The following is a 13,630-nucleotide window of genomic DNA, read 5'->3' as shown; positions in this document are numbered from 1 at the left end:
GACTGCCGCGTGATCTACAACATACTATTACGTCAGTTCTAATATATCAGTTACAGATCAGTTATGGATCAGTAACTCCGAAGGGCTTTGAAGGAGAACAATGCAGGACGTACTGAACGCCTCGCTCGCCACGGTGGACGCCGACGTCGCCGCCGCCGTTGCGAAGGAACTGCACCGCCAGCAGTCCACCTTGGAAATGATTGCGTCGGAGAACTTTGCTCCGGCCTCAGTGATGGAAGCCCAGGGCTCGGTCCTGACCAACAAGTACGCCGAGGGCTACCCGGGCAAGCGCTACTACGGCGGCTGCGAGCACGTGGACGTCATCGAACAGCTCGCCATCGACCGCGTCAAAGCCCTGTTCGGCGCCGAATTCGCCAACGTCCAGCCGCACTCCGGCGCGCAGGCCAACGCCGCCGCCATGTTCGCCCTGCTCAACCCCGGCGACACCATCCTGGGCCTGTCCCTGGCCCACGGAGGCCACCTCACCCACGGCATGAAGATCAACTTCTCCGGCAAGCTGTACAACGTGGTGCCCTACCACGTTCGCGAATCGGACCTCCGCATTGATATGGCAGAGGTGGAAGCACTGGCGCTGGAACACCAGCCCAAGCTGATCGTGGCCGGCTGGTCCGCCTACTCCCGCCAGCTGGACTTCGCCGAGTTCCGCCGCATCGCAGACCTCGTGGGCGCGTACCTGATGGTGGACATGGCCCACTTCGCCGGGCTGGTGGCCGCGGGCCTGCACCCCAACCCCGTCCCCTACGCCGACCTGGTCACCACCACCACCCACAAGACCCTAGGCGGACCCCGCGGCGGCGTCATTCTGGCCAAGGAGGAATACGCCAAGAAGATCAACAGCGCCGTGTTCCCCGGCCAGCAGGGCGGACCCCTGGAGCACGTCGTCGCCGCCAAGGCCGTGGCCTTCAAACTCGCCGCCGCCCCCGAATTCAAGGAACGCCAGGAACGCGTCCTGCAGGGCGCCAAGCTGCTGGCTGAACGGCTCCTCCAGCCCGACGTCCAGGCCGCAGGCATCTCCGTGGTCAACGGCGGCACCGACGTCCACCTGGTCCTGGTGGACCTCCGCCACTCCGAACTGGACGGCCAGCAGGGTGAGGACGCCCTCCACACGATCGGCATCACCGTCAACCGCAACGCCGTCCCGTTCGATCCCCGCCCGCCGATGGTGTCCTCCGGCCTCCGGATCGGCACCCCGGCCCTGGCCGCCCGCGGCTTCGGCGCCGCCGAGTTCACCGAGGTGGCCGACATCATCGCCTCCGCACTCATCGCCTCCGCAGGCACGGGCACCCTCCCCGGGGACACCGCCGTCGAACTCCGCGAACGGGTGACGGCCCTTGCCAACGCCTTCCCCCTCTACCCGCACCTCACCGCCGATGCCGGCCTGGCCGACGCTGAAGCAGACCTGATTGGAGCCGCCCAGTGAGCACCCAGCACCTTCCGGAACACCCGGACTTCCTCTGGCGGAACCCCGAACCCAAGTCCTCCTACGACGCCGTGATCGTTGGCGGCGGCGGGCACGGCCTGGCCACCGCCTACTTCCTGGCCAAGAACCACGGGATGACCAACATCGCCGTCCTGGAAAAGGGCTGGCTGGCCGGCGGCAACATGGCACGGAACACCACCATCATCCGCTCCAACTACCTCTGGGACGAGAGTGCCGCCATCTACGAGCACGCCCTCAAGCTGTGGGAAATCCTGCCCGAGGAGCTCGAATACGACTTCCTCTTCAGCCAGCGCGGCGTGATGAACCTGGCCCACACCCTGGGCGACGTGCGCGAAAGCATCCGCCGGGTGGGCGCCAACAAGCTCAACGGCGTGGACGCCGAATGGCTGGACCCGCAGCAGGTCAAGGAACTCTGCCCCATCCTCAACATCCGGGACAACATCCGCTACCCCGTCATGGGCGCCACGTACCAGCCGCGGGCCGGCATCGCCAAGCACGACCACGTTGCCTGGGCCTTCGCCCGCAAGTGCGACGAAATGGGCGTGGACATCATCCAGAACTGCGAAGTCACCGGCTTCCTCAAGGACGGCGACCGGGTGGTGGGCGTCAAGACCAACCGCGGCACCATCAACACTGAAAAGGTGGGCCTCTGCGCCGCCGGCCACAGCTCGGTCCTGGCGGAGATGGCCGGTTTCCAGCTGCCCATCCAGTCCCACCCGCTGCAGGCACTGGTCTCGGAACTGCACGAACCGGTGCACCCCACGGTGGTCATGTCCAACCACGTCCACGTCTACGTCTCCCAGGCCCACAAGGGCGAACTGGTCATGGGCGCCGGCGTCGACTCCTACAACGGCTACGGCCAGCGCGGCTCCTTCCACGTGATCGAGCAGCAGATGGCGGCCGCCGTGGAGCTCTTCCCGATCTTTGCCCGGGCCCATGTGCTCCGGACCTGGGGCGGCATCGTGGACACCACCCTGGACGCTTCCCCGATCGTGGGCCTGACCCCGGTGGAGAACATGTTCGTGAACTGCGGCTGGGGGACCGGCGGGTTCAAGGGAACCCCCGCCGCCGGCATGACCTTCGCGCACACCATCGCCACCGGCACCCCGCACCGGCTGAACAAGCCGTTCTCGCTGGAACGCTTCGAAACCGGCGCGCTCATCGACGAACACGGCGCCGCCGCCGTGGCCCACTAGCCGCCGCCACCAGAAAAGGACTTACGCACATGCTGCTGATCCCATGCCCCAACTGCGGCCCGCGGGACGAAACCGAATTCCACTACGGGGGACAGGCCCACGTACCCTACCCGGAGAACCCGAACGAGCTGACCGACACCGAGTGGTCCCGCTACCTCTTCTACCGGGAGAACCCGAAAGGCATCTTCGCCGAACGCTGGGTCCACAGCACGGGCTGCCGCCAGTGGTTCAACATGCTCCGCGACACCGTCAGCTATGACATCCAGGCGGTCTACCCGATGGGTACCCGCCGGCCGGACCGTGCCGCTGATCCGGCCGTCGAGGCAGGCACCGCCAGCACAGCCGCCGACAGCACCACCACCGGTACCGCGGCACCCAGCCTCTCAGCCACCAGCACCACCCGCACCGCCCCGGAAGGAGCCACCAAGTGACCTCGCAGAACGCCCGCCTGGCAACCGGCGGCCGCATCGACCGCACCATCTCCTGGCGCTTCACCGTGGACGGCGAGGAATTCACCGGGCACCCCGGCGACACGCTCGCCTCCGCCCTGCTCGCCAACGGCCGCGTCGCCGCCGGCAATTCGCTCTATGAGGACCGGCCCCGCGGCATCATGTCCGCCGGAGTGGAAGAGGCCAACGCCCTGGTCCGCATCGAGGCCCGCTTCCCCGGCCACGTGGCCGAATCCATGCTGCCAGCCACCACCGTTTCCTTGGTGGACGGGCTCCAGGCCACCCTGCTCAACGGCCTGGGCAAGCTGGACCCGGAAGATGACCGCGCCGAATACGACAAGAAGTACGTCCACGCCGACATCCTGGTCATCGGTGGCGGCCCCGCCGGACTTGCCGCAGCCCGCGAGGCCGTCCGCAGCGGCGCCCGCGTCATGCTCCTGGATGACCAGCCCGAACTTGGCGGCTCCCTGCTCTCCGGCTCCACCGCGCCCGGCCTGGCCGAGACCATCGAAGGCAAGCCCGCCCTGGAGTGGGTGGCCGACGTTGAAGCCGAGCTGGTGTCCGGCGTCGAATCCACCGTCCTGAACCGCACTACCGCGTTCGGCGCCTACGACGCCAACTACGTCATCGCCGTCCAGAACCGCACCGACCACCTCTCCAGCCCAGCCGCCCCCGGCGTGTCCCGGCAGCGGATTTGGCACATCCGTGCCAACCAGGTGGTCCTGGCCCCCGGCGCCCACGAACGGCCCCTGGTGTTCGAGAACAACGACCGCCCGGGAATCATGCTGGCATCGGCCGTGCGCACCTACCTCAACCGGTACGGCGTGGCCGCCGGAAAGCGTGTGGTCATCAGCACCACGAACGACAGTGCCTACACCGCCGCAGCTGATCTTGCCGCCGCAGGGGTCAAGGTTGCCGCAGTCGTGGACGCCCGCCCCGCGCTGACCGCCGCCGCAACCGCCGCCGTCGAATCCGGAATCCGGGTCCTGATCGGCAGCGCCGTGGCCAACACCTCCGCCGACGCCACCGGCCGGCTGGACGGCGTCACCGTTCGCAGCATCAACGACGACGGCGAGCTCACCTCCGGCATCGAGCAGCTCGCCTGCGACCTGCTGGCCGTGTCCGGCGGCTGGAGCCCGCTGGTCCACCTGCACTCCCAGCGCCAGGGCAAGCTGCGCTGGGACGACGAGCTCGCAGCCTTCGTCCCCAGCACTGAAGTGCCCAACCAGCAGACCATCGGCTCCGGCCGCGGCTCCTTCGCCACCGCCGACTGCCTCGCCGAGGGCGTCTCCGCCGGCGCGCGGGCCGCCATCGCCGCGGGCTTCGAATCCGCCGTCGAACCGTCCACGTTCGGTGAGCCCAAGGCCGCCGCGCCCACCCGCCAGCTCTGGCTGGTGCCGGGCGAGAACGGCACCCCCGACGACTGGCACCACCACTTCGTGGACTTCCAGCGCGACCAGTCCGTGGCTGATGTGCTGCGCTCCACCGGGGCCGGCATGCGTTCCGTCGAGCACATCAAGCGGTACACCTCCATCAGCACCGCCAACGACCAGGGCAAGACCTCCGGCGTCAACGCCATCGGCGTGATCGCCGCGGCCCTCCGCACGGCCGGCGAAGCCTCCCGCGGCATCGGCGACATCGGCACCACCACCTACCGCGCACCCTTCACCCCGGTGGCCTTCGCGGCACTGGCCGGACGCCAGCGCGGCGAACTCTTCGACCCCGCCCGCATCACCTCCATCCACCCCTGGCATGTGGCCAAAGGTGCGCTCTTCGAGGACGTCGGGCAGTGGAAGCGCCCCTGGTACTACCCGCAGGACGGGGAGGACATGGACGCAGCCGTGCTGCGCGAATGTGCCGCCGTCCGCGAGTCCGTGGGCTTCATGGACGCCACCACGCTGGGCAAGATCGAGATCCGCGGCAAGGACGCGGGGGAGTTCCTGAACCGGGTCTACACCAACGCGTTCAAGAAGCTCGTCCCGGGCTCGGCCCGCTACGGCGTGATGTGCACGCCGGACGGGATGATCTTCGACGACGGCGTGACCCTCCGCGTGGACGACGACACCTACTTCATGACCACCACCACCGGCGGTGCCGCGAAGGTCCTGGACTGGCTGGAAGAATGGCTTCAGACCGAATGGCCGGAACTGGACGTCAAGTGCACCTCGGTGACGGAACAGTGGAGCACCATCGCCGTCGTCGGCCCCAAGTCCCGTGAAGTCATCGCCAAGGTCGCACCGGAACTGGCTGCCAACGGCGGCCTGGACGCCGAGGCGTTCCCGTTCATGACCTTCCGCGAAACCACCCTGGCCTCCGGCGTCCGCGCCCGGATCTGCCGGATCTCGTTCTCCGGCGAACTGGCCTACGAGATCAACATTCCGGCCTGGTACGGGCTGAACACCTGGGAAGCCGTGGCCGCCGCCGGAGCCGAGTTCAACATCACCCCCTACGGCACCGAAACCATGCACGTGCTCCGCGCCGAAAAGGGCTACCCGATCGTGGGGCAGGACACCGACGGCACCGTCACTCCGCAGGACGCCGGCATGGAGTGGATCGTTTCCAAGGCCAAGGACTTCATTGGCAAGCGGTCGTACTCCCGCGCCGATTCCAGCCGCGAGGACCGCAAGCACCTGGTCAGCGTCCTTCCCGTCGACGGAACGCTCCGGCTGCCCGAAGGCACCCAGTTGGTGGAAAAGGGACGCTCCACCAACCCGGCCTACGGGCCGGTTCCGATGGAAGGCTTCGTCACCTCCAGCTACCACAGCGCAGCGCTGGGCAGGTCCTTCGGCCTGGCCCTGATCAAGAACGGCCGCAACCGCATCGGCGAAATCCTGGTGGCCGCCGCCGGCGACCAGCTGGTGGACGTGGTTGTTGCGGAAACAGTGCTTTTTGACCCAGAAGGGACCCGTAAAGATGGCTGAAACAGCAGCATCCCCCACCCAGAGCTCCGCAGAGCAGAACCTCTCGGCACGCGTCAGCCCGGCCCGCCAGCTGGCGGAAGCCTTCACCGCAGGCTCCCTGGCCGGCACCGTCGAGCTTCTCCGCTTCCCCTTCCTGACCATGGTGGGGCTGCGGGCAGACGCCGGCTCGGAAACGGCGCAGCGGCTGGCCGCCGCCACCGGCGGACTGCCCGCAGGCTCCGGCGCTGTGGCAACCACCGGGGACATTTCGGTCCTGTGGCTGGGGCCCTCCGAGTTCCTGGTGGTGGCACCCACCGAGGCGCACGAATCCCTTGGCGGGGACCTGATCCCGGCCCTCCGCGAAGCGCTGGGCAACGACGCAGGCCAGGTGGTGGACCTGTCCGCCAACCGCACCACCTTCGAGCTGGTTGGCCCCCGGTCCCGCGCCGTCCTCGAAAAAGGCTGCTCGCTGGACCTGCACCCTCGGGTGTTCAAGGCCGGCACCGCCCTCTCGACCGAAATCGCGAACATCCCCACGATCCTCTGGAAGACGGGGAAGACTCCTTCCGGATCTTCCCCCGGGCATCGTTCGCCGAGTTCCTGGGCCGGTGGCTCCTGGACGCCATGCGGGAGTACGCCTCACCCGAGGTGCCCTGATGGCGCTCAGCGTCCTTGACCTGTTCTCTGTTGGCATCGGGCCCTCGTCGTCACACACGGTGGGCCCGATGCGGGCGGCCAAGCTCTTCGCCGATGGCCTGAAGGGCGACGGCCAGTTGGCCTCCACCGTGCGGGTCCAGTCGGAGCTCTTCGGTTCCCTGGGCGCCACGGGGCGCGGCCACGGCTCCGACAAAGCGGTGGTCCTGGGACTTCAGGGCCTGGAACCCGAAACAGTCAATACGTTCACCGCCGACGACCAGGTGGCCGCAGCGGCCCTGAACGCCGAACTGCAGGTCGCCGGCAGCCACCGCGTGGACTTCAACTGGGAAGAGGACGTGGTGCTGCACCGCCGCAAGTCCCTTCCCGCGCACCCCAACGGTATGACCTTCCGCGCCCTCGACCACACCGGCGCCGTGCTCAGCGAACGCAGCTACTACTCCATTGGCGGCGGGTTCGTGGTGGACGGCGACGCTGAAGGCGCCGACAAGGTGGTGGCGGACGACACCGTCCTGCCCTACCCGTTCTCCACGGCGGACGAGCTCCTGCAGATCTGCAGCCGCGAAGGCATATCCATTTCCGACGTCATGCTGGCCAACGAACTCACGTGGCACAGCGAAGCGGAACTCCGGGAGAAGCTGCTCGGACTCTGGGCCGTGATGCGCGAATGCGTGGAGAACGGCTGCAACGCCGAGGGCATCCTGCCCGGCGGCCTCAAGGTACCGCGGCGCGCACCCGCGCTGTTCCGCACCCTGACGGCGTCCGCTGCGGCATCGGCCGAGGCCTCCGCCCAGGCGGCGGCAGCAACGCCGTCGCCCGTGCAGGCCCCGGCGGACCCGCTGCTGGCGATGGAATGGGTGAACCTCTTCGCGCTCGCCGTGAACGAGGAAAACGCCGCCGGCGGGCGCATCGTCACCGCTCCCACCAACGGCGCGGCCGGGATCGTGCCGGCCGTCCTGCACTACTACGTGAAATTTGTTCTGGGAGCAGACGACGACGGCGTGGTCCGCTTCCTCCTGGCGGCGGCCGCCGTCGGAATCCTGTTCAAGACGAACGCCTCCATCTCCGGCGCCGAAGTGGGCTGCCAGGGTGAGGTGGGCTCCGCCTGCTCCATGGCCGCGGCCGGACTCTGCGAAGTGCTCGGCGGAACGCCCGCGCAGGTGGAAAACGCCGCGGAGGTGGGGATCGAGCACAACCTGGGCCTCACCTGCGATCCCGTGGGCGGCCTGGTGCAGATCCCCTGCATCGAGCGGAACGCGATCGCCAGCGTGAAGGCGATCAACGCGGCCCGGCTGGCCCTGCACGGGGACGGCAGCCACAAGGTTTCGCTGGACAAGGCCATCAAGACCATGCGCGACACCGGGGCCGACATGAAAACCAAGTACAAGGAAACCTCCCGAGGAGGACTCGCCGTGAATGTGATCGAGTGCTGAGCCATGACTGTTACTGAGACCCGGATGCCTGCCCCGAAGGCGCCCACCACCGTGGAACACGTCCTGACCCTCGACTGCGCCGAGGGGCCCGGCATCGTGCACGCCGTCTCCGGCTTCCTGCTGGAACACGGCTGCGACATCATCGACAACAAACAATTTGGTGAGCGCTCCGAAGGACACTTCTTCATGCGGGTGCACTTCGTTTCCGAGGGCGACGATTCCACCGTGGAAGTCCTGCGGGACTCCTTTGCCCCGGTCGCGGACAGATTCGGCATGCGGTGGCAGCTGGAACGCCAGGGCTCCAAGCGCAAGGTGCTGATCATGGTGTCCAAGTTCGGGCACTGCCTCAACGACCTGCTGTTCCGTGCCCGGATCGGCGAACTTCCCGTTGACGTGGTGGCCGTGGTGTCCAACCACACCGACCACCAGGCCCTGGTGGAGTGGCACGGCATCCCGTTCCACCACATCCCGGTCACGGCCGCCACGAAGCCCGAAGCCGAGGCGAAGCTGATGGAGCTGGTGGACGGGCTGGAGGTGGAACTGGTGGTGCTGGCCCGCTACATGCAGGTGCTCAGCGACGACCTGACCCGGAAGCTCGACGGCCGGGCCATCAACATCCACCACTCGTTCCTGCCCAGCTTCAAGGGCGCCAAGCCGTACCACCAGGCCTACGCGCGTGGCGTCAAGACCGTGGGCGCCACAGCCCACTACGTCAACGCTGAACTGGACGAAGGGCCCATCATCGCCCAGCAGGTGGTGGAGGTGGACCACACCTACGGGCCAGAGGACCTGGTGGCCGCCGGCCGTGACACCGAATGCAAGGCACTGTCCAACGCGGTGAAATGGCACTGCGAGGGCAGGGTCCTGCTGCAGGGCAACCGCACCGTGGTGCTGCGGTAGGCCCAGATAACTGAATTACGACGGCGCGGCCGGCTTCCCTTCCAGGGAGGCCGGCCGCGCTTTGTTGTGCCCGGCTGACTCTCCCCATGTTTAAGCGCGCCCGACGGCGTGTCCCCGCCACACGCCGTCGGCTGTGGGTGGGGCGGGCGGAAAGGTGGGGAATTTCAGCGCGGACGCAGCGGCGGGAGGATGCCCGGAACGGCGCTGCGCGGACCGACAACAACTGATCGCTGGTGGACAAAGCGGAACTCCCTGCCGCTGCCAAGCTGGATCCCACAGCAATTTTCCCGAGCTCATGACCGTTAAGAAGGATCCAATGAGTATTTCGAATTCCGAGACCCGGACCGCTGACGCTCCGGCCAAGGAGCATTCCACCGCCCTCCGCGCCGGCAGCATCGGCGTGCTCGGCATCCTGTTCTTCGTCCTGTCCGCCCAGGCGCCCCTGACGGGGATCGTTGGCGCAGCGCCGCTGGCGGCGGCCCTGGGCAACGGCGCCGGCGCCCCCGGCGCGTACCTGATCGTGGGCATAGTCATCGTGGTTTTCGCCGTCGGTTTCGTCGCCATGAGCCGGAAGATCCAGGCCAACGGCGCTTTCTACGCCTACGTCACGGCAGCTTTTGGCAGGCGGACCGGAGCCGGGGCGGCGTGGCTGGCCCTGCTGGCCTACAGCACCGTGCAGGCCGCCATGTACGGGCTGTACGGCGCGGCCTTCTCCGGGCTCCTGGCCTCTGCCGGGCTGGAGGTGCCGTGGTGGCTGCTGGCCCTGGCCACCATGGCGGGCGTCCAGGTGCTTGGCTCCCTGAACATCGAACTCGGGGCGCGCGTCCTGGCCGTGCTGGTGGGCCTGGAGGTGGCCATCCTGCTGATGTTCGGTTTCACCGTGCTGTTCCACGGCGGCGGCCCGGAAGGCATCGGCGTTGCGGCATCCTTTTCCCCCGAAGCCATTGGTGCAGGTGCCCCCGGCGTTGCCATCATGTTCGCGGTGGCGTCCATGTTCGGCTTCGAGTCCACCGCCATCTACTCCGCCGAGGCCAAGGACCCCCACCGCACCGTCGCCCGGGCCACCTACCTCTCGGTAGGGGTGATCTCGGTATTCTTCGCCTTCATCTCCTGGATGCTGGTGAGCTACTACGGGCCCTCCCGGGTGATGGACGCCGCCGGCGCCGCCCTCGAGTCCGGGGATGCCACGTCCTTCGTGCTGGGTCCGCTGGTGGAACTGTTCGGACCCTGGGCGGGCGTCGTGGCCGGCATCCTGCTGGTCACCTCGCTGCTCGCCGGAATCATCGCCTTCCACAACGGCATCAACCGCTACCTGCACTCCCTGGCCCTGCGCGGTTCCATGCCCGCCGTCCTTGCCCGGACCAACCGGCACCGGGCCCCTGCGGTGGCCGCCTGGGTCCAGTCCGCCACCGCCGTCGTGCTGGTGGTGCCGTTCGCCATCCTGGCGATGGATCCTGTGCTGACCCTGTTCTCCTGGTTCAGCGGCCTTGCTGTGGCAGCGCTCCTGGTGTTGTACATGCTCTGCTCCGCCGCCGTCGTCGCGTTCTTCCGCCGGGAACACGGGGGCGCGGGGCTGTGGCAGACCCGGATAGCCCCGGTCCTGGCGGCGGTCCTGCTGGCATGGGTCCTCTACCTGGTGGTCAGCAATTTCACCGCCCTCATTGGGGGCAATGCCGAGACGGCTACGGCCCTGCTCGCAGCGGTCCCGGTGGTCTTCCTGGCCGGGGTGCTGGTGGAATGGGTCATCGAGCGGCGCCACCACTCAGCTTCCCTGGGCCACGTGCTTACCTAGCGACGGCGGGATCTCCGGTACCGGCCCGGCGTGGAACCTTTGGTCCGCGCCGGGCCAGTGCGCGTGCCGTGACGAACAGGATGGCCCCGACCAGCGCGCCACCCCACGCCGCGGCCGGAGAAGCGGGCCAGAACCCTGCCAGGCCAAGGAGTGCCGGAATTGTGGCCGACGCCGGAGCAGCCAGCACCAGGGCCCAGCCTGTGAACCGTTCAAGCCGCACGGCGCCCAGGGCCAGGCAGGCGAACAGCAGGGCCCACAGCACGGACCAGCACACCCACAGCACCGCGAGCAGGGGGTCTGTGCCCAGCCAGGCGGTGGCCAGCAGCGCGCCGCAGAACGCCACCAGCCCGCAAAACCAGCCCAGGCCGCGTGACCCGAGCCCCAGCAGCACATCCAGTCCCGAGTACAGATAGGTGGATCCGAACAGGAACATGCCGGCGGCCGTGAGGAGCGGCGCCGGAGCGTCACCGGCAGCACTGACATAGACGACGGCGAGCACCAGTTGGGTGCCGCCCACCAGCAGGTTGAGGGCCGCGGCGTCGCGGCGGGGAACGTGCCCGAGGGTCGCCAGTCCGTTGGCCAGCAGTGCGGCACCGGAGAGCAGGAGGCAAATAAAAGGCATCAGCGGCCCTCTTCCCGCAAAACTATCGCAAGGTGAAACTTCTTTGTCACCTGACGGACGTTAGCGGACGCGGGGTGATGGTGCCCAACGAGCCCTGGTCGTAATCGGTGGGGACGGCCGGGTGCGGCCTAGGCGCCTTTGCGCCACTCGCTGGGTGAGACGCCGAAGGCGTCGCGGAAAGTACGGCTGAAGTGGGCAGCGTCCAGGAAACCCCAGCGGGCCGCAATCGCGCCGACGGGCTGCCCGGCGTGCAGCGGGTCGCGGAGTTCGCGGCGGGCGCCCTCAAGCCGTTGGGTCCGGATCCAGCTGGCCACCGTGGTCCCGGACTCGTGAAAGACGTTGTGCAGGTGCCTGGTGGAGATGAAGTGTGCGGCCGCGATGCTCGCCGGGGACAACAGCGGGTCCGAGAGGTGCGCCTCGATGTATTCGCGGACCGAGACGGCCAGCATCGCCTGCGGCTTCATCCGGTCCGGCTTAATATCCATTTCGGCGTGCAGCATGGTGGACACCAGGTCCAGGGCATTCGTTGCCAGCCGGGACCCGCTGGGGCCGTTCAGGACGTCCAGGTCTTCCGACAACTGGCGGATGAACTGACCCACGAGTCCGCTCAGGCCGCCGCTGCCCATCCGCACTGCCGCCAGCTGTCCCACATAGTCGGCGGGCAGGGACACGGCGTCGCAGGGGAACATCAGCACCATGATCCGGGTCGTGTCCTCGAAGGCGAGGGTGTACGGCCGGTTGGTGTCGTAGATGGCCAGGTCCCCGGGCTGGAGCACGGCTTCGCGGTTGTCCTGGATCAGCAGCCCGGTGCCCTCCAGTTGCAGGTTGAGCTTGAAATAGCGTTCGTGGGCCTGTGCGATCAGGGCGGGGGTGCGGTGCACTTCGTGGGAAGTGGCAGTTACTTCAACAATGGACATCCGGTCCAGCACCCGGGAGCGCATCCGGCCCTGGAAACCGTCCACGTCCGCCGTTTGGGCGGTGAGGGGCACGAAGGATTCCGCCACCAGGTGCCGCCAGTGGTCGAAGGATGCCGCAACGCTCGCGGTAACGTGCTGGCGTTCGGGCCGGGTCACTTTTTCGGCTGTAGCTGTTGCTGGCATGGATGTTCCTTGCGACAGATGGCCACCTAGATATTCCCCGTACTGTGTCCTGCGACACAGTACGTTCAGGTTAACGCGGGCCGGATCTTTTTTCAACGGTTGGCGAAAAAGAAGAGTGCGGCTGCCTGTCAGACGTTTCCAAGCTTCCCGTGGCATGATCCGCGCATGAACGCCGTCGCCGCTTCCCAGGACCGCCACCGCAACTTCAATTCCCGCGCGCACCATTCCCGGCTGCGGATGGTGGTGATGCTCGCGGTTGGTGTGGTGGTGGCGCTTGCCGTGGGAGCGCTGGGGCACTGGACCTATGCGCCTGCCCTTGGCTGGGCGGCCGCCTCTGCCACGTACCTGATCTGGGTCTGGAGCGTCATCCGGCACCTGGGGCCCGGAGCAACCGCCGCCCACGCCCGCCGGGAGGATCCGGGCCGGGTCTTTTCGGACACCATGGTCCTCAGCGCCACCGTGGCCAGCTTTGCCGGGGTGGCGCTGATCCTGCTGGATGCCTCCAATTCGCAGGGCATGAGCAAGGATGCCACCGTGGCCATGGCCTTGGGCAGCATTGCCCTGTCCTGGTTCCTGGTCCACACGCTGTTCACGCTCCGCTACGCGGCCATCTACTACCGCGACGGGACCGGCGTCGATTTCAATGAGGAAACCCAGCCCCGCTATGCGGACTTCGCGTACCTGGCGTTCACTGTTGGCATGACCTTCCAGGTGTCGGATACAGACCTGAAGACCAACGCCATCCGCTCCACGGTCCTGCGGCAGGCCCTGTTGTCCTACCTGCTGGGTGCCATCGTCCTGGCAACCACCATCAACCTGGTGTCGGGCCTCATCCACTAAGCCCCGGCGCTAGCGCGGACTGGCTCTTTTAACGCCAATGGGTGCAGCTCCTGCTGGAGCTGCACCCATGTTGTGAGGCGTCAATTAGTGCTTGAAGGCATCCTTGACCTTCTCGCCGGCCTGCTTTACGTCGGCTTTGGCCTGGTCGCCCTGGCCTTCAGCCTTCAGGCCTTCGTCGCCCGTAGCGTTGCCGGCAGCTTCCTTGCCCTTGCCGCCGAGCTTCTCTGCAGCGTTGCCGATCTTGTCATCCAAACCCATGGGAATGCTCCTAACAATTCGTGC

At 67.4% G+C, this 13,630-nt stretch carries 11 protein-coding genes and 1 pseudogene; 9 read left to right on the top strand and 3 right to left on the bottom strand.

Annotated features, from left to right (window positions below; all coding sequences use genetic code 11):
• Nucleotides 1-100: 100 nt before the first annotated feature.
• From glyA to ACX5I6_RS02930, 8 genes and pseudogenes are all read left to right on the top strand, one after another.
• Nucleotides 101-1,441: a serine hydroxymethyltransferase gene (gene glyA, locus ACX5I6_RS02965; protein ID WP_285247924.1), complete on the top strand. Its 1,341-nt coding sequence runs from the start codon at nt 101-103 to the stop codon at nt 1,439-1,441.
• Nucleotides 1,438-2,658 carry a sarcosine oxidase subunit beta family protein gene (locus ACX5I6_RS02960; RefSeq protein ID WP_018760771.1) on the top strand — a complete coding sequence of 407 codons (1,221 nt, stop codon included), beginning with the start codon at nt 1,438-1,440 and terminating at the stop codon, nt 2,656-2,658. Before glyA ends, ACX5I6_RS02960 begins: the two co-directional genes overlap by 4 nt.
• 29 nt (nt 2,659-2,687) lie before the next feature.
• Nucleotides 2,688-3,089: a sarcosine oxidase subunit delta gene (locus tag ACX5I6_RS02955; protein ID WP_285247923.1), complete on the top strand. Its 402-nt coding sequence runs from the start codon at nt 2,688-2,690 to the stop codon at nt 3,087-3,089.
• On the top strand, nt 3,086-6,028 hold the full coding sequence (locus ACX5I6_RS02950) for a sarcosine oxidase subunit alpha family protein (protein ID WP_461839422.1): 2,943 nt from the start codon (nt 3,086-3,088) through the stop codon (nt 6,026-6,028). The genes ACX5I6_RS02955 and ACX5I6_RS02950 overlap by 4 nt, the downstream gene beginning before the upstream one ends.
• Nucleotides 6,021-6,664, top strand: a pseudogene (locus tag ACX5I6_RS02945) (sarcosine oxidase subunit gamma). Before ACX5I6_RS02950 ends, ACX5I6_RS02945 begins: the two are co-directional and overlap by 8 nt.
• Nucleotides 6,664-8,094 (top strand): L-serine ammonia-lyase, encoded by a 1,431-nt coding sequence (locus ACX5I6_RS02940; RefSeq protein WP_461839421.1) that lies wholly within the window; start codon nt 6,664-6,666, stop codon nt 8,092-8,094. The pseudogene ACX5I6_RS02945 and the gene ACX5I6_RS02940 overlap by 1 nt, the downstream one beginning before the upstream one ends.
• Before the next feature lie 3 nt (nt 8,095-8,097).
• Nucleotides 8,098-8,994 (top strand): formyltetrahydrofolate deformylase, encoded by an 897-nt coding sequence (purU, locus tag ACX5I6_RS02935; RefSeq protein ID WP_285247919.1) that lies wholly within the window; start codon nt 8,098-8,100, stop codon nt 8,992-8,994.
• 316 nt (nt 8,995-9,310) lie between these two features.
• Nucleotides 9,311-10,786, top strand: coding sequence for an APC family permease (locus ACX5I6_RS02930; RefSeq protein WP_461839420.1), 1,476 nt, complete (start codon nt 9,311-9,313; stop codon nt 10,784-10,786).
• Here ACX5I6_RS02930 and ACX5I6_RS02925 read toward each other — a convergent pair.
• Nucleotides 10,779-11,408 carry an AmiS/UreI family transporter gene (locus ACX5I6_RS02925; RefSeq protein ID WP_461839419.1) on the bottom strand — a complete coding sequence of 210 codons (630 nt, stop codon included), beginning with the start codon at nt 11,406-11,408 and terminating at the stop codon, nt 10,779-10,781. The two genes, ACX5I6_RS02930 and ACX5I6_RS02925, sit on opposite strands and share 8 nt — an antisense overlap.
• 128 nt (nt 11,409-11,536) lie before the next feature.
• On the bottom strand, nt 11,537-12,508 hold the full coding sequence (locus tag ACX5I6_RS02920) for an AraC-like ligand-binding domain-containing protein (protein WP_461839418.1): 972 nt from the start codon (nt 12,506-12,508) through the stop codon (nt 11,537-11,539).
• Nucleotides 12,509-12,673: 165 nt separating this feature from the next.
• On the opposite strand from ACX5I6_RS02920, the gene ACX5I6_RS02915 reads away from it, so the two are divergent.
• On the top strand, nt 12,674-13,348 hold the full coding sequence (locus ACX5I6_RS02915) for a DUF1345 domain-containing protein (protein ID WP_461839417.1): 675 nt from the start codon (nt 12,674-12,676) through the stop codon (nt 13,346-13,348).
• An 84-nt stretch (nt 13,349-13,432) separates the two neighbouring features.
• Here ACX5I6_RS02915 and ACX5I6_RS02910 read toward each other — a convergent pair whose 3' ends face one another.
• Nucleotides 13,433-13,606, bottom strand: a complete 174-nt coding sequence (locus ACX5I6_RS02910; RefSeq protein WP_285247914.1) for a CsbD family protein — start codon at nt 13,604-13,606, stop codon at nt 13,433-13,435.
• Between the last annotated feature and the right edge of the window lie 24 nt (nt 13,607-13,630).

This window comes from Arthrobacter sp. MMS24-T111 (genome assembly GCF_054888995.1).
This window is presented reverse-complemented; position numbering and strand designations above follow the sequence as displayed.